Source organism: Butyricicoccus faecihominis, assembly GCF_014648015.1.
Taxonomy (GTDB): domain Bacteria; phylum Bacillota; class Clostridia; order Oscillospirales; family Butyricicoccaceae; genus Agathobaculum; species Agathobaculum butyriciproducens.
This window is the reverse complement of the sequence record NZ_BMQH01000003.1, coordinates 235,882-259,446: the sequence shown is the minus strand read 5'-3', so window position 1 is coordinate 259,446 and position 23,565 is coordinate 235,882. Positions and strand designations below refer to the sequence as shown.

General features: G+C 54.7%; 21 protein-coding genes, 1 pseudogene and 1 riboswitch. Of the genes and pseudogenes, 13 read left to right on the top strand and 9 right to left on the bottom strand.

All coding sequences use genetic code 11. From position 1 onward, the window contains the following. Positions 1-26: 26 nt before the first annotated feature. A complete protein-coding gene (locus IEY11_RS04520; protein WP_188885908.1) occupies positions 27-2,033 on the bottom strand; it encodes an S-layer homology domain-containing protein in 2,007 nt (668 codons plus the stop codon). A 109-nt stretch (positions 2,034-2,142) separates the two neighbouring features. Further along, positions 2,143-2,234, bottom strand: a riboswitch (cyclic di-GMP riboswitch). Positions 2,235-3,288: 1,054 nt separating this feature from the next. Between IEY11_RS04520 and IEY11_RS04515 the strand changes: the two genes are divergently transcribed. The 7 genes from IEY11_RS04515 to IEY11_RS04485 all read left to right on the top strand — a co-directional run bounded on the left by IEY11_RS04515 (position 3,289) and on the right by IEY11_RS04485 (position 11,426). Continuing rightward, positions 3,289-4,464 carry a tyrosine-type recombinase/integrase gene (locus tag IEY11_RS04515; protein ID WP_194461861.1) on the top strand — a complete coding sequence of 392 codons (1,176 nt, stop codon included), beginning with the start codon at positions 3,289-3,291 and terminating at the stop codon, positions 4,462-4,464. Positions 4,465-4,682: 218 nt separating this feature from the next. Beyond that, on the top strand, positions 4,683-5,732 hold the full coding sequence (locus IEY11_RS04510; RefSeq protein ID WP_188885906.1) for an FAD:protein FMN transferase: 1,050 nt from the start codon (positions 4,683-4,685) through the stop codon (positions 5,730-5,732). Continuing rightward, on the top strand, positions 5,722-6,093 hold the full coding sequence (locus tag IEY11_RS04505) for a NusG domain II-containing protein (RefSeq protein ID WP_188885905.1): 372 nt from the start codon (positions 5,722-5,724) through the stop codon (positions 6,091-6,093). The genes IEY11_RS04510 and IEY11_RS04505 overlap by 11 nt, the downstream gene beginning before the upstream one ends. Before the next feature lie 12 nt (positions 6,094-6,105). After that, positions 6,106-6,621 (top strand): Gx transporter family protein, encoded by a 516-nt coding sequence (locus IEY11_RS04500; protein ID WP_118479424.1) that lies wholly within the window; start codon positions 6,106-6,108, stop codon positions 6,619-6,621. Between the two features lie 50 nt (positions 6,622-6,671). Beyond that, positions 6,672-7,004, top strand: coding sequence for a hypothetical protein (locus IEY11_RS04495; RefSeq protein ID WP_188885904.1), 333 nt, complete (start codon positions 6,672-6,674; stop codon positions 7,002-7,004). A 972-nt stretch (positions 7,005-7,976) separates the two neighbouring features. Next, positions 7,977-9,629, top strand: coding sequence for a glutamate--tRNA ligase (gltX, locus tag IEY11_RS04490; protein WP_188885903.1), 1,653 nt, complete (start codon positions 7,977-7,979; stop codon positions 9,627-9,629). Positions 9,630-9,764: 135 nt separating this feature from the next. After that, on the top strand, positions 9,765-11,426 hold the full coding sequence (locus tag IEY11_RS04485; RefSeq protein ID WP_118729561.1) for a glutamine--tRNA ligase/YqeY domain fusion protein: 1,662 nt from the start codon (positions 9,765-9,767) through the stop codon (positions 11,424-11,426). 120 nt (positions 11,427-11,546) lie between these two features. Here IEY11_RS04485 and IEY11_RS04480 read toward each other — a convergent pair whose 3' ends face one another. The 3 genes from IEY11_RS04480 to IEY11_RS04470 all read right to left on the bottom strand — a co-directional run bounded on the left by IEY11_RS04480 (position 11,547) and on the right by IEY11_RS04470 (position 14,246). Next, positions 11,547-12,206, bottom strand: a complete 660-nt coding sequence (locus tag IEY11_RS04480; RefSeq protein ID WP_188885902.1) for a hypothetical protein — start codon at positions 12,204-12,206, stop codon at positions 11,547-11,549. A 17-nt stretch (positions 12,207-12,223) separates the two neighbouring features. Then, entirely contained in the window at positions 12,224-12,904 is a 681-nt protein-coding gene (locus IEY11_RS04475) for a hypothetical protein (RefSeq protein ID WP_188885901.1), read from the bottom strand. Between the two features lie 100 nt (positions 12,905-13,004). Further along, the gene (locus IEY11_RS04470; protein WP_116705116.1) at positions 13,005-14,246 is read right to left on the bottom strand and encodes a 6-phosphofructokinase; all 1,242 of its coding nucleotides are present in this window, start codon (positions 14,244-14,246) and stop codon (positions 13,005-13,007) included. Between the two features lie 76 nt (positions 14,247-14,322). Between IEY11_RS04470 and IEY11_RS15050 the strand changes: the two genes are divergently transcribed. The 5 genes and pseudogenes from IEY11_RS15050 to nrdG all read left to right on the top strand — a co-directional run bounded on the left by IEY11_RS15050 (position 14,323) and on the right by nrdG (position 18,950). Beyond that, positions 14,323-14,451 carry a hypothetical protein gene (locus IEY11_RS15050; RefSeq protein ID WP_256372130.1) on the top strand — a complete coding sequence of 43 codons (129 nt, stop codon included), beginning with the start codon at positions 14,323-14,325 and terminating at the stop codon, positions 14,449-14,451. A gap of 55 nt (positions 14,452-14,506) precedes the next feature. After that, positions 14,507-15,475, top strand: a complete 969-nt coding sequence (gene fba / locus IEY11_RS04465) for a class II fructose-1,6-bisphosphate aldolase (RefSeq protein WP_117487900.1) — start codon at positions 14,507-14,509, stop codon at positions 15,473-15,475. A gap of 416 nt (positions 15,476-15,891) precedes the next feature. Then, entirely contained in the window at positions 15,892-18,225 is a 2,334-nt protein-coding gene (locus IEY11_RS04460; RefSeq protein ID WP_188885949.1) for an anaerobic ribonucleoside triphosphate reductase, read from the top strand. Positions 18,226-18,300: 75 nt separating this feature from the next. Beyond that, positions 18,301-18,441: pseudogene (nrdD, locus tag IEY11_RS04455) on the top strand (anaerobic ribonucleoside-triphosphate reductase); the annotation flags it as partial. Further along, positions 18,441-18,950, top strand: a complete 510-nt coding sequence (nrdG, locus tag IEY11_RS04450; RefSeq protein WP_118760477.1) for an anaerobic ribonucleoside-triphosphate reductase activating protein — start codon at positions 18,441-18,443, stop codon at positions 18,948-18,950. The pseudogene nrdD and the gene nrdG, both read left to right, overlap by 1 nt. A 276-nt stretch (positions 18,951-19,226) precedes the next feature. Here nrdG and IEY11_RS04445 read toward each other — a convergent pair whose 3' ends face one another. The 5 genes from IEY11_RS04445 to tsaE form a co-directional block, all read right to left on the bottom strand. Next, the gene (locus IEY11_RS04445) at positions 19,227-19,811 is read right to left on the bottom strand and encodes a GNAT family N-acetyltransferase (RefSeq protein WP_188885900.1); all 585 of its coding nucleotides are present in this window, start codon (positions 19,809-19,811) and stop codon (positions 19,227-19,229) included. Between the two features lie 230 nt (positions 19,812-20,041). Next, positions 20,042-20,407 (bottom strand): hypothetical protein, encoded by a 366-nt coding sequence (locus tag IEY11_RS04440; RefSeq protein WP_188885899.1) that lies wholly within the window; start codon positions 20,405-20,407, stop codon positions 20,042-20,044. A 75-nt stretch (positions 20,408-20,482) separates the two neighbouring features. Beyond that, entirely contained in the window at positions 20,483-21,112 is a 630-nt protein-coding gene (upp, locus tag IEY11_RS04435) for a uracil phosphoribosyltransferase (RefSeq protein ID WP_118361519.1), read from the bottom strand. 233 nt (positions 21,113-21,345) lie between these two features. Next, complete coding sequence (gene tsaB, locus IEY11_RS04430) at positions 21,346-22,047, bottom strand: tRNA (adenosine(37)-N6)-threonylcarbamoyltransferase complex dimerization subunit type 1 TsaB (protein ID WP_188885898.1); 702 nt, start codon at positions 22,045-22,047, stop codon at positions 21,346-21,348. After that, positions 22,044-22,469 (bottom strand): tRNA (adenosine(37)-N6)-threonylcarbamoyltransferase complex ATPase subunit type 1 TsaE, encoded by a 426-nt coding sequence (tsaE, locus tag IEY11_RS04425; RefSeq protein WP_110437081.1) that lies wholly within the window; start codon positions 22,467-22,469, stop codon positions 22,044-22,046. Before tsaE ends, tsaB begins: the two co-directional genes overlap by 4 nt. A gap of 194 nt (positions 22,470-22,663) precedes the next feature. On the opposite strand from tsaE, the gene IEY11_RS04420 reads away from it, so the two are divergent. Beyond that, a complete protein-coding gene (locus IEY11_RS04420) occupies positions 22,664-23,503 on the top strand; it encodes an undecaprenyl-diphosphate phosphatase (RefSeq protein WP_188885897.1) in 840 nt (279 codons plus the stop codon). Positions 23,504-23,565: the final 62 nt, after the last annotated feature.

Below are 23,565 nucleotides of genomic sequence, written 5' to 3'. Positions count from 1 at the left end.
AGTTCTTCCGTTTCTAATTCTTTCTATCAGTGCTTGTGCGTGATAGCGGCTTCCATGATGTTGCCATACGCCCAGTTGCTCTGGCTGACATCGGGGAACGGACAAGCCATGCTGTGCAGTTCGGTTGCCGTTTCATAGTTTCTGCCGAGCATACGGTTTATCATCGTTACGGTTTCAGCGCGGGTGATGTACTGCTCCGGTCGGAAGGTGCCGTCCGTATAGCCGCTGATTAAGCCGTACTGCACCGCTTGACGAATATAGCTGCTGTACCATTTGCCGTCTGCCACATCAGAGAAGGTCTTGGTACTGCCGTTCATAATCAAGCCTTCCTTCGCTGCGATACGCGACAAGGCTGTTGCCATCTCTGCACGAGTGATTGCAAATTCCGGTTTGAACACGCCGCCGTTATAGCCTACCATGTAGCCTTCCTTGGACGCTGCTTCTACCCAGCGATACGACCAGCGGTTGTTGGCAACATCGGTATACGAGGACTGCTCCGGTTCGGCGGTTTCCTTTTCCAGCGCGTCAATCAGCATTTTCGCGGTCTGTTCGCGGGTGATATTGCGTTCGGCATGGAACATACCATCGGTAAAGCCGTTGATATACAGCTTGTGTTCTGCCTTGGGCGTTTCGGTTGTGCCGCCGCCACCGCCGCCGATACCACCGCCGCCACCGCTGGTAACATCAGTAGTGAGGGTCAGCTTCACCTTGGAATATTCAGAGCCGGTGTTGTCCTTGATTTGGATTGTGATACTGAAATTCGTATTCAGCGGAATATCCGTCAATGCCTTCACATAGATACCGCTGCTATCCGCAGTAACCTGCACCTTGGTATCATCGAAGGTGACAACATACTCGTCCGGTCTAAGCAGCACCTTTGCCGTGCTGCCGGTAGTCAGCGACTTGTTCAGCAGCAGCGCATACAGATTTACCGTGCCGTCCTTGCTGACAGTAACCGTGGAACGAGTGCCGGCAAGCTGATGCTGTTCACTTGCTGCACCATCTGTAAAGTTGCCGCTGTTGTTCGGCATATCCTTTAAGACAGCGCCGGTCATGTAGTTATTGTTCAGATACACCTTTGCACCTGCGTCATGCCGTGCTTTGAGCGTAGCAGGAACAAAACCGCGCAAATAAGTGTTTTCCAAATGAATCTCGGTCAACGCAGTCTGCGTAAATGCGTCCGGTAAGACACCGCGCAGAGGGTTCGTGTCCAGCGCGAGATATTGCAGGTCTGCCAGATTAGCAATACCGGCAGAGATTTCGCCTTCCAGCTTGTTTTCAGACAAGTCTAAAATCTGCAAACCAGAAAGCGAGTACAGCGTTTCGGGAATCGTGCCGGTCAATCCGCATTGCCACGCCGAAAGCGAGATAAGGTTATTCAGCGCGGACAGGTCGGGAATCGTACCGCCGATAGCATTTTCCGAAAGGTTCAAGTATTTCAGACTGCTCATACCGGCAACTGCCGCAGGAAAACCGCCGGTCAACTGATTTCCCATGAGGTTCAGCACCTCAATCTGGGTATTGCTCAAAATCGTGTCCGGTATCGTACCAGTGTACTGGTTATCTTTTAGAACCAGCGTTTTCAATGCGGGCATTGTACCAAACTCGGAAGGAATCGCACCTGCATAATCATTGCCGCCCAAGTCTACATTTTGCAGTTTCGGGAGCGTATAGAGCGCAGACGGAATATCTCCGCTCAAATGATTATCCGAGAGGAACAGATACCGCAATTCACTAAGTTCCCCGATTGCAGCCGGTATATGTCCGGTGATGTTCTGACCTTTTAGACCAATGCTCTTGATCTCCACAAGGTCTTCCGCTCCGGTGATGGTATCCAGTGTGCGCTGCTGGGCGTTCAGCAAACGCTCAATCTCATTGATGAACCAGGTCTGTCCATCACAGGCGGCAATAAACCGTTTGGCATATTCCGTCTGTGGGTTTGGCGTAAAGTCCGCTGCGCCTGCCGTGAGTGGTGCGTATAGCTGCAACAGCAAGGCTATTACAAGCAATACGCTGATTCGTGTGCGTTTCATTTTTCGATCGCTCCCTTTCTTTTGCGCCCAAACAGGTAAAAAAGAGCGCAATACCACATGGATAGTAGTCCACACAGTATTGCGCTGTTTCTTAAAATGCGGGGACTGGTTAGGCAGCTGGCTGTCATGCGATTGCAGAGCAATCGTTTAGACCCTATAGCTTTGCGCCGCAGAGTTTCCTCTGTTTTGCCATTTCTGCCATTCTCCTAAGAGTTTGGGTTTTTAGTTAATTAAATTATACTAAGTTGCTTGGTATCTGTCAATTATTACTTTGTCAATTTCAACAAAAGTCCTTTTGTACTTAAACAAGTAATTGTTCAAAATTGTAGACTGTCCGCGTCGCAAAGGGTCTACTGTTATAGACTTCAAAAGATTTCTCTCTGCGCTCGCCGCCGCGAGAATGGTGAGGGGGTGCTGCGGCTGTGGGTAACTGCCGCAAGGGAGTTATCCATCAACCGCAGCAGGGGGAGAGGAAAGACGCGGGCGGCGCGGATTTCGTTCCTCTCCCCCTTAACGCGCCGCTGTACATCTGTTCTGTACAGGTGCGTTTCGGAATTTATTTGTCCGAATTGTCGGGAAAACCAAAATATTTTTACGGAAAGTGGTCAATTATTTGACCACTTTTGCTTTGCCGAAACTGCCGATTTAGGACTATGCAACAAATGTTCGATTGCAAAGTGTTACGAGGACAAGAATATTGCATTTTTGCAACTTTTCTGTGTACCAAAGTTTAATTATGAATCAAATGTGAACAATTCCTGCCCCGATTGACTTTGTTTCGTATATACGGCATGATAGAATCCCAATCAAAGATGAAAGCCTAAACTCCATACTTATCTTAGCTTTCTTTAATTTTGGTTTCGGTGATACATGGCTTGTCAGCAAATATGCATAGTAACGCAATGCACAGACAGGCCGAATAGCAAAAAGCAGGAGGTTAATTGGACTTTGACAACTGAATAAAGCTCCATCTGTAACGAATTTTCCGTGTCGGGCAACCGACAAGCCGCTTCGATAAAACAGCCGGTCAGCTACCGGCGTGGCGAGAACAGCGGAAAAGGATACTCCCCACCGGCGGAATAAGATTCGGGTGAGAGGTGTCGTAAGTCAATCGGCAAGTGTAAGAATACGAGCGCAGAATGCTACCTGCGGCAGAATGGAGTGTAAATATGTCGCTTACAATCTTATGATTGATATGATATAATAATAGCGTTGTTGGCTGTGCCATCACCGTTACAAACACAAGGAGTAAACGATGATTACAGCAATACAGAAACCAAAAAGAAAGTATGGAGAGGGCAGTATATACCAGCGAAAAGACGGCCGCTGGGTAGCAAAGTATAAGAGCGTGAATATGCTCAAACCGTGTGTTGTGTACGCTAAGAGCGAATCCGAAGCAAAGCGCAAGCTGCGCGAACTCAAAAAGGACGCTGCAAAAGGTCTTGTCAAAAGCACAAGCAGGCGGTTCGGTGATTACGCCGACCAGTGGTTATACACTTTCAAGCTGCACTCGGTTGAGGACAGCAGCTTCGACAAATACGAAAGTGCTTATTTGACGCATATTAAGCCTGCGTTTGGCAAAATGCAGCTTGCGTCTATTCACAGTGAGCAGTTGCAAAAACTGCTTGTTGAAAAGAGTCAGACGCTTTCGCTCACTGTTGTCAAAATCATTTATATCATTCTTTCCAAAATTTTTTCTTATGCTCATTCTGAGGGCGATCTCTCACGGAATCCTATGCACAATGTCAAGATGCCGAAGAAAGCGACCTTTAAACCGGAACGCGAAATTGTTGCGCTGGAAAGCGACGAAGTGCGGGCAGTCGAACGGATTGCAGAAATGAAAAATAAAAATGGTAGACCCTGTATCATGCAGGCACACGCATTGGTCTTTCTGGTGCATACCGGTTTGCGGTGCGGTGAGTTTTTAGCACTCAAATGGTCTGACATTGATTTTGAAAGCAGAATTGTTACGGTGAACAAAAATCTGTCGATGGTCTACGACCGCGACAAGGACGGCGTGCGTATCAAGCATAAGAAAGCACGGATTAAGTGTACCAAAACGGCAAGCGGCAACCGCATTGTGCCGTTGAACACAAAAGCGATTGCCGCTTTGAACAGTCTGAAAGCTGTCTATCGTGAAATGGATATTGTCAGCGATTCCGTTGCGGTAACGCGCAAGGGTACAACACTGAGCAGCGACCAGCTTCGCCGTGTTCTGCGTCGCGTATTGGCGTATGCCGGTATCGACAAGCCGTTCACACTTCACCAGCTTCGTCACACCTTTGCTACACAGGCACTTAACGCCGGTATTCCGATTACCGTAGTAAGCAAGTGGCTCGGACACGCGAATATATCTGTTACTTATAACACCTATATTCATGTGTTGGAATCCGCAGAAGCTGCAGCAGTAGAGCTTCTTGAAGCCATTTGAAAAATCTAAAATCCGTTTGGTTTCATTTTGGTGTCACGACCAAATCAAAAGGTTGAAATCGGTAGATATACTGTGGATATTTCGGAAAGTGTTAAGAAAACTGTAGTTTCGCCGACAGCCGACGGTTCGGTGCTGTTTTTTGTTTTCTATGCTACTTGCGTGTTGTATGCAGATAGGCTATAATGTACAATGATTTCGTATATATAAGGAGCAATGTTATGAAACGCTATCTTGCAGCGGCGATGCTGCTGCTTGCGCTGTCCGGCTGCGGCTCAAGCGGCAGCAGTGCACAGCTTTACACTACCACCGAGGACTTTTTTGCGATGGACACCTATATGTCGGTCGATGTGTCGAGCGAAAAGAGCGAAAGCGCGGCAGAGGACATGGCGATTAAGATCGAGCAGCGCGTCAACCAGCTGGACGCGGCGCTCTCGCGCACGCAGCAGGCGGGCGATCTCTACAAGCTGAACCACGCGAACGGTCAGCCGACCGAGGTGAGCGATGACACATACACCGCGCTTGAGAAAGCGCTCGAGTATGCCGAGATGACAAACGGTGCGTTTGACCCGACGATGGCGCCGCTGACCGACCTATGGGGCATCGGCACGGACAACGCGCGTGTGCCCGCGCAGAGCGAGATTGATGAAGCGCTGACGCATGTCGGCTATCAGAACGTCAAGCTGCTCGGCAACAATCAGGTGCAGCTGCTGAACGGCGCACAGGTCGATCTGGGCGGTATCGGCAAGGGCTATGCAGGCGACATCGTGCACGAAATGGTGGAAAGCGATACCTCGGATCAGTGGCACGTTCTGGCGCGGCTGAGCGGCAATGTCGAGATGTACGGCGGCAAAACCGCAGACAGCGGCACGGACAACTGGAACATCGGCATTGCCGATCCGGATGACAACACGGACTCGATTGCGGTGGTGTCGCTGCGTGACGGCTCGGTTGTTACCTCGGGCGATTACGAGCGCTTTTTTGAGCAGGACGGCAAACGCTACCACCACATTTTTGACCCCGCAACAGGGTATCCGGCGGACAGCGGCCTGCGCGGCGTGACCGTCGTTGATCCCTGCTCGACCAGGGCGGATGCGCTGACAACGGCGCTGTTCGTCATGGGTCTGGATAAGGGCATGAAATTCTGCGAGGAAAACGAGATTGCAGCGGTGTTCATTACCTCGGACAAGCAGGTGTACACCACATCCAAGACAGGGGACTACGCGTTTGAGTTCCTCGGCGAGAAAAAAGGATACAACTATGCGGAATAAGCTGAAATTCGGTGATTTCGTCATCATCGGCGTGGTTCTGGTAATGGCAGGCGCGCTGGCGGCAGCGCTGGCGTTCCACAGCTCCGGCGACAAGCTGTACGCCGAGGTCTGGCAGAACGATACGCTCATCGAGCGGGTACAGCTGACCGATGCGACCGACCGCACGATCAAGCTGGACGGCAACACCATTGTGCTCTCGGGCAAAACAGCGAAAATGGCGGACGCGGACTGTCGGGATCAGGTGTGCGTGCGCACTGGTACACTTACCCATGCCGGACAGGCGGCGGTCTGTCTGCCGCACCGCGTGGTGCTCAAGCTGGTCGGCGTGAATGACAGCGGCATCGACGCTGTGGTATCGTAAGGGGTGCAGCACATGAAAAATGCAAAACGATTGACACTCTGCGGCATGCTGGCAGCGGTGGCTGTCGTGCTCTCGCTCGTCGAGCGCATGTTCCCGCTGGATGCCATCGTGCCCGTGCCCGGCGTCAAATTAGGGCTGGCGAATGTGGTGACGCTGTTTGCGCTCACGCGGCTGAGCGCGAGAGACGCATTCGCCATCGTGGTAACGCGCGTTGCCATTTCCTCGCTGCTGATGGGCAGCGTGTCGGCGTTCCTGTTCTCGCTGTTCGGCGGTCTGCTGTCGCTCATCGTGATGGGGATCCTGCTCAAAGCCGAAGGCAGATTCTGCTCGCTGTTCGGCGTGAGCGTAGGCGGCGCTGCGGCGCATAATATCGGGCAGATGGCAGCGGCTGTGATCTGGCTGAAAAACTGGGCCGTGATCGCATATCTGCCGTTCCTGCTCGTGATGAGCGTGCCGCTCGGACTGGTGACGGGACTGACCTGCTCGGTCGTATTACATCATCTTAAAAAAATTGATTTCGGTGCATAAATTTGAAAAAGCAGCCTCATACTAACGGAAACAGATTAGGAGGGACTGCTATGAAAAAGCTGATCGCCCTGCTGGCGGCGCTGACGATGCTGTTCGTCTGCGGCTGCGGCAGCAACAGCAAGGATAACGGCACAGACAACGGCAATGGCACCAACAATGGCACCAACAACGCTGTTGATGAGCGGCACGACACCAATACGAATACCGTCGGTGATGATGTCCGCGAAGGCGTGGACGATGCAGGCAACGCCGTCGGAGATGCGGTGGACGATGTTGGCAACGCCATCCGCGATGGCGCAGACGCCGTGACCGGAGATAACAATAACGCGGCGAAGCGGCCGGATACGGCGAACGGTACGAATGCTCCGGCGGAGAATCCGTAAAACAGAAACGGCATGGCGTAAGCTGTGCCGTTTTCTTTGTTTTTCTGCACCGACTCACTGGGGCACACGAGTTGCGTCAGCAATACGCCCTGTCCGGGCGGGAGTTTTTTCAGCACCGGCTGAGTGGGGTGCGCGAACTGCGTCAGCGTGTTCGCCCCTAACGGGCGGGGAGGTTTTCGCTGAACCTCAGCGGAGAGTTGCGCTCTGCGGAGCGCGGGAGACTGCCGCACCCGCGGCTGGGGCAAAAAGGAAGGGACACCTGCGGTTTCCCTTCCTCTTTGAACTCCTACCTTTCCCTTATTTCTTATCCTGGCGAAAATCGGAGAGCGGCGACCGCTTCGAAATAGGGGAACGGCAGTCGGGTTACCTCAGCGTGTCTTTCTCCGCGTTTTCGCAGTTCACAGACAGCGTACTGCTACACAGGCGGTTTACTCTACGCAGGCGCGGCATAGCAGTGCCGCGCAAATCCTTGGCACGTTGTAACGCACGGCACCTGCGAGGATAAATTGCACCGAACGCCTAATCCGTAGGTGCTGTCCGCAAACTCCAGACTTACGAGTTGCGCGACACTGTTATGTCGCGCCTGCGTTGACCCTCCGACCTGTGTAGCAGTAAGTTATCTGTGAACTGCGTATATGTTGCGAAACAAACGCTGAGGTAACTCGACTGCCGTTCCTTTATTTCGGAGCGGTCGCCGATCTCCGGTCTGCGTCAAGTTAAGAAACAAAGGGAAACGGGAGTTAAGAGGGTAGAAACCGCAGGTGTCTACCCTCTTGCCCGCCGCCGCGGGTGCGGCGAACCTTCCCGCCAAAGGTTGGCACCCATTCTATATGCGCAGGAAGCAGCGAAACCGCAGTTTACGTCTTGCACAGACCGCAATCGTGTGCTAAAATAATACTATTATGGGAAAAACACTCGTGGAGCGCACAAACCGCGTCTCCGCGCAGTCTAACGAGTTGGAGTGAGAAATAAATGGATTACAACCGTTTGGCGGAACTGCTGTTTCCGCATATCAATACCACGCCGGAGGAGATGGAGGCCCGCTATCCCAAGCGTGAGCTGCCCGAGGGTGCAAAGGTAACCCGCATGGGCCCGAGCCCGACCGGCTTCATGCACCTCGGCAACCTGTACGGTGCACTGGTGGATGAGCGCCTGGCGCACCAGTCCAAGGGTGTATTTTATCTGCGTATTGAGGACACCGACCGCAAGCGTGAGGTAGAAGGCGGCGTACAGATGATCATCGACGCGTTCAAGTCGTTCGGCCTGCCGTTCGACGAGGGTGCAACGACTGACGGTGAGACCGGCATCTACGGTCCGTACCGCCAGAGCCAGCGTGCCGAGATCTACCAGACCTTCGTCAGGTCCCTCGTGCAGCGCGGCATGGCGTACCCGTGCTTCTGCACCGAGGAGGAGCTCTCCGCCGCACACGAGCAGCAGGAGAAGAACAAGGAGAACTTCGGCTACTACGGCAAGTACGCCGTATGGCGCGACCGTCCGATGGAGGACATCGAGGCAGAGCTTGCCAAGGGCACGCCGTATGTTGTCCGTTTCCGCTCGGAGGGCAGCATTGAGCACAAGATCCGCCACGAGGATCTCGTCAAGGGCAAGATGGAAGTCACCGAGAACGATCAGGACGTGGTTATCCTCAAGTCCGACGGCATCCCGACCTACCACTTTGCGCACGTTGTGGACGACCATCTGATGGGCACGACCGTCGTTGTCCGCGGCGAGGAGTGGCTGGCAACGCTGCCGGTACACCTGCAGCTGTTCCGCGCGATGGGCTGGAAGGCGCCCAAGTACGCACACACCGCCCAGCTGATGAAGATCGACCCGGAGACCGGCGGCAAGCGCAAGCTGTCCAAGCGCAAGGACCCGGAACTGGCTCTGACGTTCTACGCGCAGGAGGGCTATCCGGTACCGGCGGTTCTCGAGTACCTGATGACGCTCCTCAACTCCAACTTCGAGGAGTGGCGCCGCGCAAATCCGGACCTGCCGATGAACGATTTCCAGTTTACCACCAAGAAGATGAGTGGCTCGGGTGCGCTGTTTGACATCGAAAAGCTGCGCGACGTTTCCAAGAACGTTATTTCGCGCATGACGGCAGAGCAGGTATACGATTACGTTGCCGAGTGGTCTGCTGTTAACGACAAGGAATTTAACGCACTGCTGACCCGCGACCCGGCGTTCTCCAAGGCGTACCTCGCCATCGGCCGCGGCGGCAAAAAGCCGCGCAAGGACCTCGCGCTGTGGTCGGATGCCAAGGGCTACATGGACTTCATGTTCGACGAGCTGTTCCAGCCGGATTACACCATGCCGGAGCGCGTTTCCGCCGAGGACGCCAAGGCGATTCTGAGCGATTTTGCAGGCATGTTCGACGAGAACGATACGCCGGACGGCTTCTTCGACAAGATGAAGCAGATCGCTTCTGCACACGGCTACGCCGCCGATACCAAGGCGTATAAGGCTGACCCGTCCGCCTATAAGGGCGCCGTCGGTGATGTGTCCATGGTTGTCCGCGTAGCAGTGGCGGGCCGCCAGAACGCACCGGACCTCCAGACCGTAATGGGTATTCTGGGTAAGGATAAGGTTCTGGAACGCCTGTCTAAGTGCGCAGATGCGCTCTGAATAATGGAAAATGTAAAATGGATAATGGAGAATGAAGGAGCCGCCCAAAGGGCGGAATTAAATCATCGCGCGCAGCGCGATACCGCAATTTTCAATTTTCCATTTTCAATTCTCAATTCCAAGGGAGAATAATAAATGTTAGAGAATGTAAACAACTTCCTCACAGAAATCATCGACGAGGATATTAAAAACGGTCTTTCCGAGCGCATCCACACCCGCTTTCCGCCGGAGCCGAACGGTTATCTGCATATCGGCTCGGCAAAGGCGATCTTCATCAACTGGTCTATCGCGAAAAAATACAACGGCCTGTTCAATCTGCGCTATGACGACACCAACCCGGTCAAGGAGGATACCGAGTATGTAGACTCCATCTGGGAGGACATCAAGTGGCTGACCGGCGAGGAGCCGAGCGGCGGTGTGTACTACGGCTCGGACTACTTTGAAACCTGCTTTAACTGCGCGGTACAGCTGATCAAGGACGGCAAGGCGTATGTTGACGATCTGACGCAGGAGGAAATGCGCCAGTACCGCGGCTCTCTGACCGAGCCGGGCAAGCCGAGTCCGTACCGCGACCGTTCGGTTGAGGAGAACCTCCAGCTGTTCCAGGACATGCGCGACGGCAAGTTTGCCGACGGCTCTAAGACGCTGCGTGCCAAGATCGACATGGCAAGTCCGAACATGAACCTGCGCGACCCGGCGATTTACCGCATCGTGCGTGCACATCATCACCGTCAGGGCGATAAGTGGTGTATCTATCCGCTGTACGACTTTGCACACCCGATTCAGGACGCACTTGAGGGCATCACGCACTCCATGTGCTCGATTGAGTTTGAGAACCACCGTCCGCTGTACGAGTGGGTGGTTGACAACTGCCCGCTGCCGCATCATCCCAAGCAGCGCGAGTTTGCCCGCCTGAACGTAACGCACACCGTTATGTCCAAGCGTTACCTGCGCCAGCTGGTATTTGAAAAGCACGTTGAGGGCTGGGACGATCCGCGTATGCCTACGCTGTGTGCGCTGCGCCGCCGCGGCTACACGCCGAGCGCCATCCTCGATTTTGTACAGCGCGCCGGCATCGCAAAGGCCAACTCGCTGGTTGACATCAAGCTGCTCGAGCACTGCATCCGCGAGGAGCTGAACGAGACCGCGCTGCGCCGCATGGCAGTCACCGAGCCGGTCAAGCTGGTTATCACCAACTATCCGGAGGGTCAGTGCGAGGAGTTCGAAGTGCCGAACAATCCGCGCAATGAGGAAGCAGGCAGCCGCAAGGTTCCGTTCACCCGTGAGCTGTATATCGAAAAGAGCGACTTCGCTGAGGTGCCGCCTCCGAAGTTCCAGCGCCTCAAGCCGGACGGCGAGGTTCGACTGATGGGCGCGTATATTGTCAAGTGCAATGAGATCGTCAAGGACGACAACGGCGAGATCGTGGAAATCCGCTGCACGGCTGATCTCGAGACCCGCAACGGCATGCCGGTGGACGGCCGCAAGGTCAAGGGCACCATTCACTGGGTATCTGCCGAGCACGCCATCGATGCGGACCTGTATCTGTACGATAATCTGTTCACCCTCGAGAACGTTAATGACGTACCGGAGGGCACGGATTATCTGGATTATCTCAATCCGGATTCGCTCAAGAAGCTGACCGGCTGCAAGCTCGAACCGTCGCTGGCTGATGCCAAGGAAGGCGAGCGCTTCCAGTTTGTCCGTATGGGCTATTACTGCAAGGACCGCGAGAGCGGCAGATTCAACCGCATTGTTACCCTTAAGGACAGCTTTGCAAAAACGCTGAAAAAGTAAGCACAGATAAGAAAAGCTCTCTGAACTTTGTTCAGAGAGCTTTTTTGTTTTGCAGTTAAGGGTTAAACTATTCTGAGGGCACCCCGCCCTACGAAAACAGAAAACCTGAGTGTAAATTCGTTACAGAATTGTGCTTTCTGCGACCGCATTCGGCGCCAGAACCTTCACGAAGAACTCGAGCCGCCGGAGTGCGTTCTCGATAACCGCCTTATCGGTATCCGGCGTGCCGAATACAGGATGGAACACATGGCGGCTGTCCGGATGGATGCAGGTTCGGTCGTCCGCACCGGCGATCATGCTGAAAATGATACCCGAGCTATCGCGTCCGCAGATGTCCTTCGGGTAGGTATGCGTGCTTGCGGCGCGCATACCCAGGAACGGCAGCTTTTCGCTCGGCGTGAAGATGGTCAGCGGACCGTCCATGCGGTCGATATCATGTGTGCCGGAGAGTACGAACGTGGTCAGCTCCAGCAGGAAGGGAACACCCATCACCGGGTCCTCCTCCGGGAACGGACGTCCCTTGAACATTACCGACTCGAACTGCTGCATGACCGGATAGGTTTTCTTGAACTTCTTGAAGAAGCGAAAATACGGATTTTCACCGAAAACAGCCTTGCGGTCGTAGTCGGCATACTTTTCGCGCAGGGCATCCAGTTCTGCGTGAACAAGGTCGTAAAATTTCGTTATATCCCATGCGGAGCGGTCGGGATAGGTGACTTCGAGGATGCCGAGCGGGATATTGCGCGCGGAAAAGGTCGGATCCTTGATGATTTCAAACATAGGAACACCTCGATTTATTAAGCGGGTTCGTAGGAACTGTGATAATCGGCAGCGGCTTCGCCGGTCAGCACATCGTAGTAGTACCACTGCGATTTATCCGCGCTAGTGAAGAAATACACGCCGAGAGGGTGCTCTGCGGTATCGCTGGTCAGCCGACCGACGTATTCGCCGCTTGCACCGCCTGCCGCTTGTCCGGTGCGGATGATTTCGTCAACGGACACCGGATGCAGCACGGCGATCATGCCGAGCTGCGCGATGGCGTAGGACAGGTACAGCAGGAAGATGGTATAGGCGGACTGCCGCAGCGAAGCCTCCTGCAGAGGGTGGTTCATGCACTTGCCGATCAGCAGGCCGATGAAGGACAGCACGATCAGCGCCGCAATCCACCAGAAGCTGATCTCATACAGCGGGTTCATGCCGGACAGCAGGGCAATAAACAGCATCAGCGCCACCAGAAAGACGAGTAGCGCCTGCGCCCAGCGGCTGTGGTCCCTGCCGTCGGGATTACTGGGTCTGCTGTTCATAAAAATGTTGAAGATGAGCGCAACCGGCGCGAACACCCACAGATAGGTCGGGAAGCCGCCGATGGCACCGTCATACACAGTATTCCAGCGCATGGCGAGCAGGCAGGTGCCCAGCCAGACGATGACCGAAGATACGAGCAGCAGCAGATTTTTCTTGGATTGAAAAAGATTCATACAGGAAATTCCTCTTAAAAGCAAACGGGCAGAGCCTTGCGGCTCTACCCGTTTTGATTACGCACCGCAAGGCACGCTCTGTTCAGTTAAACCGAAAAGATTAAGCCTCAGCCTTGATCTTCTTCAGGTTAGCGAAGCGCGGCAGACCGGATACCTTCGGGCCAACGTTCTCGCCGTTGATGAGCGGCAGAGCGTAGTCAACGAACTCCTGCGTTACGCCGTTGCCTTCCTCGTTGATCCACTCACGCGGAACCTTCTTCTCGGTGTTGGCAACCTCGGACAGCGGGAGCAGCTCGATCTCGCACTTGTAGCCGTTCTCGTCACGGGTGCACTTGAAGCCCGGCATGTAGTCGGTCTTGCCTGCAACTGCGTTCTCAACAGCAGCCTTGCCGGACATATAGGACTCGTCAACGTCGGTCTTGGAAGCGCAGTGAGCAGCGCAGCGCTGCAGCAGGCTCAGCTCGATGCCGCGAACCTTGCAGCCCAGCTCGTTCTTAACGGTGTCAGCCAGCATGGAAGCCAGACCGCCGAGCTGTGCATGGCCGAAGCCGTCGGTAGCAGAGGTCTTAGCCTCGGATACGAAGGAGCCGTCAGCGTAGTGGATACCCTCGGAAACAGCTACCAGGCAGTTGCCCTTCTCGTCATAGATGCGCTTTACGTCAGCCAGGAACTTCTTCATGTCGAAGTCGGTCTCCGGCAGGTAAACCAGATCCGGACCTGCGCCCATAGCGGTAGCCAGACCGGCAGCACCTGCCAGCCAGCCAGCGTGACGGCCCATGATCTCTACGACGCAGACCATGCCGGTGTCGTATACGCGAGCGTCCTGATAGATCTCCATGCAGGAAGTAGCAATATACTTAGCAGCGGAAGCAAAGCCCGGGCAGTGGTCGGTGCCGAACAGGTCATTGTCGATGGTCTTCGGAATGCCCATTACGCGGCACTCGTAGCCGGACTTCATCATATACTTGGAAACCTTGTTGCAGGTATCCATGGAGTCGTTGCCGCCGTTGTAGAAGAAGTAACGGATGTCGTACTTCTTGAAGATCTCGAGGATGCGCTTGTAATCGGTGTCATCAACATCCGGATCAGCCAGCTTGTAGCGGCAGGAGCCCAGTGCAGAGGACGGGGTGTAGCGCAGAAGAGCCAGCTCGTCGCGGTCTTCCTTGTCGATATCATACAGGTCGTCGTTCAGCAGGCCCTTGATGCCGTGTGCCATGCCGAATACGCGGGTGATGGACGGATTGTCCAGTGCTGCCTCCAGCGCACCCAGAACAGAAGAGTTGATTACGGAAGTCGGGCCGCCCGACTGACCGATGACGCAAGCGCCTTTCAGTTCACTCATTGATAAAACCTCCTAAGCAAATTAAAACGCAGAGCTGTGCCATGCATTTTCTTACTCATAAAGAGTATCATATAATATGAAAAAAATCAATGAAAATCCTGCGTTTTCGGCAGGTTTGGCAATTTTGGCAAAGTTGCCGCAGGAATTCGGCGAAAAAATGACAGGATTTTTTGGATATGGACTTGATTTTAGCATGCTTAACTGATAGAATAAAAGCAGAATTTTTAAGATTCAGTTTTTATCAGAAAGGAAGTATTCCCATGCCTTTAGTTACTACTACTGAGATGTTCAAGAAGGCTTACGACGGCGGCTACGCTGTTGGCGCTTTCAACGTGAACAACATGGAGATCGTTCAGGGTATCACCGAGGCTTGCCAGGAGCAGCACGCTCCGGTAGTCCTGCAGGTATCCAAGGGCGCACGCGCTTACGCAAACCACACCTACCTCGTTAAGATGGTAGAGGCTGCTGTTAAGGAGTGCCCGGACATTCCGATCGCTCTGCATCTGGACCACGGCCCGGACTTCGAGACCTGCAAGGCCTGCATCGACGGCGGATTCACCTCCGTTATGATCGACTGCTCCTCCCGTCCGTTCGACGAGAACGTCGAGGAGACCAAGAAGGTCGTAGAGTACGCTCACGCTCACGGCGTTGTTGTCGAGGCTGAGCTCGGCACCCTGGCTGGCGTAGAGGATGACGTTAAGGTTTCCGCTGAGGATTCCTCCTACACCCATCCGGAAGAGGTTGAGGAGTTCGTAACCCGCACCGGCTGTGACTCTCTGGCTATCGCAATCGGCACCTCTCACGGCGCTTACAAGTTCACCCCGGATCAGTGCACCCGCAACGAGCAGGGCATTCTGGTTCCGCCTCCGCTGCGTTTCGACGTACTCGAGGAAGTTTCCAAGCGTCTGCCGGGCTTCCCGATCGTACTGCACGGTTCCTCTTCTGTACCGCGTGAGTTTGTTGACAAGATCAACAAGTTCGGCGGCAAGATGCCGGATGCAATCGGCATTCCGGAGGAAGAGCTGCGTCACGCTGCACAGCTGTCCGTCTGCAAGATCAATATCGACTCCGATATTCGTCTGGCTATCACCGCTTCTATCCGCGAGCACTTCGCTGAGCATCCGGATCACTTCGACCCGCGCCAGTACCTGAAGCCGGCTCGTCAGGCTGTCAAGGACATGGTTACCCACAAGCTGATCAATGTTCTGGGCTGCAACGGCAAGGCATAAGATCATTTTCTGATCGAAACCAAAGAACCTCGGAATCCTGTTCCGGGGTTCTTTTTTCGTCTTGCGATGGGGAATAGAACGGATACCATATATAGTGTATCCGCTTTTTTGCGGGAGAAATTACCACAGAGAAAATAAAGGAGAAACTTTGTGGAATTTGTCGCGCTTTTTTGATAAATTTTTCGAGTCAAGAGGAAAAGTTTAGAGAATGCTCCAATAAAAATAGTGCTTTTCTTGCAAATGTGCCAAAAAGAATTTAGCGCCTTGACAGGGCGGTGTTTCGGCGGTAGAATATATAAGCAAGAGATAAGCAGACACAAGATGTTGTGCGATATTGAATGCACCACTACATAATTTAGTAAATAATCAAGAAATCGCCGTTAGGCGGTTTTTGTATGAGAGAGGGATTTTTCTTTATGATTCAGCAGATCGTCAAGCGGGACGGGCGCATGGCTCCCTTTGAGATCGACAAGATCACAAATGCAATTTTCGGCGCAGCACAGGCCTCCGGCGGCCAGGACCACGATATGGCGCAGGAGCTGGCAGAGCAGGTCGAAAAAACGCTGGAGGAGACTGCTGGAACCGAAACTCCCACCGTTGAACAGGTGCAGGACACTGTTGAGAAGGTTCTGATCGAAAGCGGACATGCCCGCACGGCCAAGAAGTACATCCTGTACCGCAACGAGCGCACCCGCGTGCGTGAGATGAACACCCGTCTGATGAAGGTGTACGAGGATCTGACGTTCAAGTCCTCGCTCGAGAACGACGTCAAGCGCGAGAACGCCAATATCGACGGTGATACCGCGATGGGAACCATGCTCAAGTACGGCTCCGAGGGTGCCAAGCAGTTCTACGAGATGTTCATCCTCGATCCGGCACACGCCAAGGCACACCGCGAGGGTGATATCCACATCCACGATCTGGATTTTCTGACGCTGACCACCACCTGCTGTCAGATTGACCTGCTGAAGCTGTTCCGCGACGGTTTTTCCACCGGCCACGGCTTCCTGCGCGAGCCGAACGACATCCGTTCGTACTCTGCGCTGGCATGCATTGCTATCCAGTCTAATCAGAATGACCAGCATGGCGGTCAGAGCGTGCCGAACTTCGATTACTCGATGGCGCCGGGTGTGCGCAAGACCTTCCGCAAGCTGTTCCGCGACAATCTCGCCAAGGCCCTCGAGGTGTTCGGCGAGGACGACAACAACGAGGTAGATGCGCGTGCGCTGACCGAGCGTGTCGAGCAGGAGACCGGCAAGTGGGCTTGTCTGGCAGGCGGCAACGGCTATGACGAGGCGATGGCTAAGGCACTTTCCGAGACGCTTGACGAAAAGACGGTTGCAAAGTGCATGAAGTTTGCTCGCAAGTACGCGGATAAGGAGACCCGCAAGGGCACCTATCAGGCGATGGAAGCGCTGGTTCACAATCTGAACACTATGCACTCGCGTGCAGGTGCACAGATTCCGTTCTCGTCGCTCAACTACGGCACGGATACCTCTCCGGAGGGCCGTCTGGTCATGGAGCAGCTGCTGCTTGCGACCGAGGCCGGTCTGGGCAACGGTGAGACCCCGATTTTCCCGATTCATATTTTCAAGGTCAAGGAAGGCGTCAACTACAACGAGGGCGACCCGAACTACGACCTGTTCAAGCTGGCATGCCGCGTTTCCGCGAAGCGTATGTTCCCGAATTTCTCGTTCCTCGATGCGCCGTTTAACCTGCAGTATTACAAGCCGGGTCATCCGGAGACCGAGGTCGGCTACATGGGCTGCCGCACGCGTGTTATGTCCAATGTGTGCGATCCGACCCGTGAGATCACCTACGGCCGCGGCAACCTGTCGTTCACGTCGGTCAACCTGCCGCGCATTGCAATCCGCAGCCACGGCGATCTGGACTGGTTCTTTGAGGACCTCGACCGCAAGATCGACCTCGTAATCGACCAGCTGCTCGACCGTTTCCGCATCCAGTGCGGCAAGCGCGTGCGCAACTACCCGTTCCTGATGGGCGAGGGCGTATGGATGGATTCCGAAAAGCTGGGTCCGGATGACGAGGTTGGCGAGGTGCTTAAGCACGGCACACTGACGCTCGGTTTCATCGGTCTGGCGGAGTGCCTCAAGGCGCTCATCGGCGTACACCACGGCGAGAGCGACGAGGCGCAGAACCTTGGTCTGGAAATCGTTGGTCACATGCGTCAGCGCATGGACGAGGCAACCGAGAAATACCACCTCAACTTCTCGCTGATCGCTACCCCGGCAGAGGGTCTGTCCGGCCGATTTGTCAAGATCGACCGTGAGAAATACGGTACGATTCCCGGCGTTACCGACCGCGATTACTACACCAACTCCTTCCATGTGCCGGTTTACTATCCGATTTCGGCATTTGAGAAGATCACCCGCGAGGCGCCGTATCACGAGCTGACCAACGGCGGCCACATCAGCTACATTGAGCTGGACGGCGACCCGACGCAGAACCTCGAAGCGTTTGAGGCTGTCGTTCGCGCGATGAAGGAAGCCGGCATCGGCTACGGCGCGATCAACCACCCGATCGACCGCGATCCGATCTGCGGCTATACCGGCATTATCGGTGAAGTATGTCCGCGCTGCGGCCGCCGCGAGGGCGAAGGCGTTCCGCTGTCCAAGCTGCAGAAGTTGGGACTGTATAAAAATTACAACAGCACCACGATCGGCTATCACGGCGATCCTGCCGAAGAAGCCGACCGTCAGCCGAATACATTGAAAATCGTCAAAAAGTGACAGGAAAGGGAGAATGCTATCATGGAAACTAAGAATATTGCTGCACAGGAGCCGATGATTGGTGAAGGTGTAGGCTTTGAACGTATCCGCCGCATTACGGGTTATCTGGTAGGTACGCTCGACCGCTTCAACAACGGCAAGCGCGCGGAGGAGCACGACCGCGTAAAGCACAGCGTTCCGAGCTGCTGCTCCATGCGTCAGGAGCACACCGCCTGATGGAAGGTAAAATTCGCATTGCAGGTACAGTCGGGGAGTCCATTGTGGACGGCCCCGGCTTCCGCTATACGCTGTTTGTGCAGGGCTGTCCGCATGGCTGTCCGGGCTGCCACAATCCGCAGACGCACGACTTTGAGGGCGGGCAGGATATTGAGCTGGACACGCTGCTGAAGGATATGTGCCGCAATCCGTTCATCAAGGGTGTGACGTTCTCGGGTGGCGAGCCGTTTTGTAAGGCGGAGCCGCTGTATTATCTTGCGGTGGAACTGAAGCGCAAGGGCAAGCACCTGATGGCGTACTCGGGCTACACGTTTGAGCAGCTGTTGGAGCTGAGCGATCCGTTTGTGAAAAAGCTGCTCGGGCAACTGGATTTACTGGTAGACGGGCCGTTTCTCATGGCGGAGAAGAACATCGAGCTGCGGTTTCGCGGCAGCGCGAACCAGCGGGTGTTGGATGTACCGAAGTCGCTGGAGGCGAATGAGGCTGTCTGGGCGGAGCAGTATCGGTGAGGCTGGTCGCTTGCGAAGCGAGCGGAATCTGCACTGACGCCGCGCGGGCGCACAAGGATGGACACCAAGGTTTCCACCCTTGTGAATCCCGTTTCCGTTATTCCTGATCTGGCGCAGACCGGAGACCGGCGACCGCTTCGAAATAAGGCGTTTGCACGTTGCTACGGACGGCACCTGCGAATTTCACTTATTGACGGATTTTACCGTATAAACCGTCTGCACTGATTTATAAACAACGCGATTGACACAAAAATGGCAACAAAAAAGCACCGAAACTTACGTTTCGGTGCTTTTTTCATCTTCCAACGGTTCATTTTCCGCTTCTGCCTTCTCTGTGAGGTGCGGATTCCGAACCACACACCGTACACACGGTGCGGTCTTGCCGAAGGCGGTATGGCTGACCTTTTCGGTCGGCTGCATACGGCAGGCAACGGCAGTATGCAGTCCTGCGAGATCATCCTTCTGCACGAAGGCGCTGACCTCGTCGGCGTGCATGGATTCGAACGCGTACAGCAGGCATGCAGCGATGCACTCGCGGCCGACGCCGATGCCGCGCAGCTCATGCCGGACGATGCAGTTCGCGGTCAGCACGCGTTCCGCGCCGACCTGCTCGTAAGTCAGGCCGCACAGAGCCGCGGGAACGCCGGTCGGCTTATCAAGTGCGAGCAGCCAGCCGCAGCCTTCGGTCTGATAGCGGCGCAGCGTATCCACCAGCCAGTCCAGTGTCTGCTCGTAGGAGAGTGCGCCGCCGAGCGTCTGCATGGTTTCCTCACTGCGCAGGAGCGGCGTCAGCAGGTCGAGGTCGTCCGCGCTCAGCTCGCGGTAGTCCATGCGGCTGGAGTTTAGTTCGTAAAATTGCATAGGTTCAATTTTCTCCCAACAAAACGGTGCGGCTTTTATAGCAATCCAAACAAATACTGCAACAAGTGCGCGCATACAGCACGCGCATAGCAGCGTCGCTTTCACTTGCTATGCGTCAGCATAGCTGCGTAAAATCTCCTTGCTATTCACGCGCTGTATGCGCTACTTTTGTCGCATTATCTATTCGGATTGCTATAAGCCGCACCGCAAAAGTGTCCTTAAAAGTGTCTCTATCTGTTTTGATACCAGAATACAAATTTGCGCACCAGTACGCCCAACGTTAAGCCGACCAGCGAGGGAACAAGCCCGTAAAACAGGCTTTGCATCTCAGTCGAGCGGAACGTGGCAAGCGGCAGAACAATCGCCCACAGGCCGACGAACACGGGCATCAGACCGTACCACGGCAGAGCGCGGTATGCCGCCCGAAACGTGCACAGCAACGCCGAAAACGGCAGGATCAGCCAGAAGCCGAGCAGCCAGTACCCCATTTCGTTGCCGCACAGCAGACCGGGGATCAGCCCGACCGCCGTCACAAGACCATAGCAAAGGACAAAATTCCAGTATGGAGAAAAGCGTTTGATGCCATCAAATGTCATACGGTTCACCCTCCTCTGCAGGAACGGTCGGTGTGAAATTGTACTGCAGATACCGAAAATTCAGCGGTATATTGCTTACTTGGTGCCGAAGATACGGTCGCCGGCGTCACCCAGACCCGGAACGATATAGCCGTGGTCGTTCAGCTTCTCGTCGATACCGGCAACGAAGATCTCAACGTCCGGATGTGCCTTCTGAACAGCGGCAACGCCTTCCGGAGCAGCGATGAGGTTCATCAGCTTAATGTGCTTTACGCCGCGGCGCTTGAGGCCGTCGATGGCAGCGATAGCGGAACCGCCGGTAGCCAGCATCGGGTCGAGCAGCAGTACGTCGCGATCCTCGATGTCATTCGGCAGCTTGCAGTAATACTCGATCGGCTGCAGGGTTTCCGGGTTGCGGTACAGACCGATGTGGCCGACCTTAGCTGCCGGAATCATCTCCAGAATGCCCTCAACCATGCCCAGACCTGCACGCAGGATCGGCACGAGCGCAATCTTCTTGCCGGAAATAACCTGTACGCGCGCATCAGAGACCGGAGTCTCGATGGTGATCTCCTTGAGCGGCAGATCGCGGGTAGCCTCGTAGCACATCAGCATTGCAATCTCAGCAGCAGCCTCGCGGAACTCCTTAACGCCGGTGGTCTTGTCGCGCATCAGCGCCAGCTTGTGCTTAATCAGCGGGTGGTCCATTTCATGTACGGTTGCCATAATAAAAATCTCCTTTATCCTAAAACTTTTTGCTTCAGGCAATATCGCATAATTGAACAAGAGCGATTTGCGAGTGAATTTTGCACACTGACAAGGCGCGGTTTTGCAGTAATACTTTGTGTATTACCGTGAAATCGGAACGAAGTCAGGGCACAAAAATTCCGCAAAGCGCCGCGGCAGCGCGACCGGAGCCTGCGCAAGAAGCCGCAGCTTTCATTGTGCGGTGATGTCTGCTATTTGGTCTGTGCCAGACGCGCCATGCGCTCGCGCTCTGCCTGCGGACGACGCAGATAGAAGGCGTCCAACTCCTGGGGGGAGCAGGCTTTGCCCTCGCGGAACAGGGGGAGTGCGGCGGCGGCAACACCAAATCCGGTCGCAAACCGCAGCTCGGCGGGTGCGAGCCGCAGACCGGTGCAGTTCTCTTTGATAGTATTATAACACAGATCCGCGCCATCTCCAACCAGAAAATACGGCGCTTCTCCGATTTCTTCGGCAAGCTCGGTCAGCTTGATCGCACGGTCATCGCACAGACGGCGTACGCTGCCGTCCTCTGCGGTGAAAAGCGCGTTGTAAACCTGACCCGCACGCGCATCCATCACGCAGCACAGGTCGCCGCCGAGTGCGCGGGCGCCCCATGCCATTGCCTCGAGCGTGGAGACACCGAGGCACGGCTTGTCTGCGCCGAGCGCCAGACCCTTGACCGTGGCCACACCGATGCGCACACCGGTAAACGAGCCGGGGCCGTGCGCGACAGCGATCGCGTCCACGTCAGCGAGCGATACGCCGCAGTTTGCCAGCAGGTTTTCCACCATCGGCAGCAGCGTGCGTGAGTGCGTCAGGCCGCAGTTCTGAAAGGACTGCGCCACCAGTTTTTCGTCCTCGGTGAGCGCGACAGACGCGCTGACCGCCGAGGATTCCAGTGCAAGAATTTTCATACAGTCACTTCTCCAATCGTAATGCGGCGGTCGTTGTCCGCATCGCCGTAGGCAATATGGACGGTTTTGTAGGCTTCCGGCAGAACGTCTGCGGCGTTTTCGCTCCATTCGATGAGCACAATGCGGCTGCCGTCGAGATATTCGTCAAAGCCGATCTCGAACAGCGCTTCGCTGTCGAGAATGCGGTACAGGTCGAAGTGCGCGACCTTGACCGTCGGCGTTTCGTATTCGTTTGCAATGGCAAAGGTCGGGCTGGTGACGCGGCCCTCGTAGCCGAGTCCGTGCAGCACGCCGCGCGTGAATGCGGTCTTGCCGGCACCGAGGTCGCCGGAGAACGCAACAACATCGCCTGCCTTGAGGCTTTTTGCGTATTCTGCGCCGAGTGCTTCGGTCTCCTCGGGTGAGTGGGTGATATATTCCATGAAAACACCTTTCTGTCAATCATAACTATACATTTATAATATACCACGGTACACTCGGAATGGCAAGTCAGCCTGCTGCAAAGTATAACTTTTTTATGACATTTCCGCTTGTTTGCTTGCGGGATGGCGTAAGTTGTGGTAAGGTATAAAATAACATAAAAAAACTGAACAAAAATTTTAAGGAGGAAAACCCTGTGATAGAATTGCTCAAAGCATTTCTGTTCGGCATTGTAGAGGGCATCACCGAGTGGCTGCCGATCAGCAGTACCGGACACATGATTCTGCTCAATGAGTTTGTAAAGCTGGACGTGTCGGAAGCGTTTTACAGCATGTTCGAGGTGGTTATTCAGCTCGGTGCGATACTCGCGGTCGTTGTCCTGTTCTGGGGACAGATTTTCCCGTTTGAGCGGCGAAAGGGCCGTCATGGCGGCGCATCCATCGTGCTGAATACGGATACCGTCAAGCTGTGGATCAAGATTCTGGTAGCTTGTGTTCCCGCGGCGATCGTCGGTCTCAAGTGGAACGACCTGTTTGAAGAACTGTTCTACAATTACCAGACGGTTTCCATCGCGCTGATTGTGTTCGGCGTAGCGTTCATTCTGGTGGAGAACGCGCACAAAGGCAAGCCGGCGCGCATCAACGCACTCACGGAGCTTACTTACCCGACCGTATTTATGATCGGTATGTTCCAGCTAATCGCGGCTGTGTTCCCGGGCACCTCGCGTTCCGGCGCAACGATTGTCGGCGCGCTGCTGCTCGGCGTATCGCGTACTGTGGCTGCGGAGTTTACGTTCTTCCTGGCCATTCCGGTCATGTTCGGCGCAAGCCTGCTCAAGATTCTCAAGTTTGGCTTTGCGTTTACATCCACCGAGCTGATGATTCTTGGTATCGGTACAATCACCGCGTTCGTGTCCTCGCTGCTCATCATCCGTTTCCTGATGGGCTTTGTCAAGAAGCACGATTTCAAGGTGTTCGGCTGGTATCGTATTATCCTCGGTATCGCCGTGCTGGCGTACTTTATGCTGGCGAAGTGAATAGGGAAAAGAGGTCTGCAGGGCAAACCTCTTTTTGAGGCTGTCGAAAAACTATCGTTTTC

What these genes read in the sequence shown, in the direction of transcription:
- IEY11_RS04520 (WP_188885908.1), bottom strand. Translation starts at nt 2,033, where the DNA reads ATGAAACGCACACGAATCAGCGTATTGCTTGTAATAGCCTTGCTGTTG.
- IEY11_RS04515 (WP_194461861.1), top strand. Translation starts at nt 3,289, where the DNA reads ATGATTACAGCAATACAGAAACCAAAAAGAAAGTATGGAGAGGGCAGT.
- IEY11_RS04510 (WP_188885906.1), top strand. Translation starts at nt 4,683, where the DNA reads ATGAAACGCTATCTTGCAGCGGCGATGCTGCTGCTTGCGCTGTCCGGC.
- IEY11_RS04505 (WP_188885905.1), top strand. Translation starts at nt 5,722, where the DNA reads ATGCGGAATAAGCTGAAATTCGGTGATTTCGTCATCATCGGCGTGGTT.
- IEY11_RS04500 (WP_118479424.1), top strand. Translation starts at nt 6,106, where the DNA reads ATGAAAAATGCAAAACGATTGACACTCTGCGGCATGCTGGCAGCGGTG.
- IEY11_RS04495 (WP_188885904.1), top strand. Translation starts at nt 6,672, where the DNA reads ATGAAAAAGCTGATCGCCCTGCTGGCGGCGCTGACGATGCTGTTCGTC.
- gltX (WP_188885903.1), top strand. Translation starts at nt 7,977, where the DNA reads ATGGATTACAACCGTTTGGCGGAACTGCTGTTTCCGCATATCAATACC.
- IEY11_RS04485 (WP_118729561.1), top strand. Translation starts at nt 9,765, where the DNA reads ATGTTAGAGAATGTAAACAACTTCCTCACAGAAATCATCGACGAGGAT.
- IEY11_RS04480 (WP_188885902.1), bottom strand. Translation starts at nt 12,206, where the DNA reads ATGTTTGAAATCATCAAGGATCCGACCTTTTCCGCGCGCAATATCCCG.
- IEY11_RS04475 (WP_188885901.1), bottom strand. Translation starts at nt 12,904, where the DNA reads ATGAATCTTTTTCAATCCAAGAAAAATCTGCTGCTGCTCGTATCTTCG.
- IEY11_RS04470 (WP_116705116.1), bottom strand. Translation starts at nt 14,246, where the DNA reads ATGAGTGAACTGAAAGGCGCTTGCGTCATCGGTCAGTCGGGCGGCCCG.
- IEY11_RS15050 (WP_256372130.1), top strand. Translation starts at nt 14,323, where the DNA reads ATGAAAAAAATCAATGAAAATCCTGCGTTTTCGGCAGGTTTGGCAATT.
- fba (WP_117487900.1), top strand. Translation starts at nt 14,507, where the DNA reads ATGCCTTTAGTTACTACTACTGAGATGTTCAAGAAGGCTTACGACGGC.
- IEY11_RS04460 (WP_188885949.1), top strand. Translation starts at nt 15,892, where the DNA reads ATGATTCAGCAGATCGTCAAGCGGGACGGGCGCATGGCTCCCTTTGAG.
- nrdG (WP_118760477.1), top strand. Translation starts at nt 18,441, where the DNA reads ATGGAAGGTAAAATTCGCATTGCAGGTACAGTCGGGGAGTCCATTGTG.
- IEY11_RS04445 (WP_188885900.1), bottom strand. Translation starts at nt 19,811, where the DNA reads ATGCAATTTTACGAACTAAACTCCAGCCGCATGGACTACCGCGAGCTG.
- IEY11_RS04440 (WP_188885899.1), bottom strand. Translation starts at nt 20,407, where the DNA reads ATGACATTTGATGGCATCAAACGCTTTTCTCCATACTGGAATTTTGTC.
- upp (WP_118361519.1), bottom strand. Translation starts at nt 21,112, where the DNA reads ATGGCAACCGTACATGAAATGGACCACCCGCTGATTAAGCACAAGCTG.
- tsaB (WP_188885898.1), bottom strand. Translation starts at nt 22,047, where the DNA reads ATGAAAATTCTTGCACTGGAATCCTCGGCGGTCAGCGCGTCTGTCGCG.
- tsaE (WP_110437081.1), bottom strand. Translation starts at nt 22,469, where the DNA reads ATGGAATATATCACCCACTCACCCGAGGAGACCGAAGCACTCGGCGCA.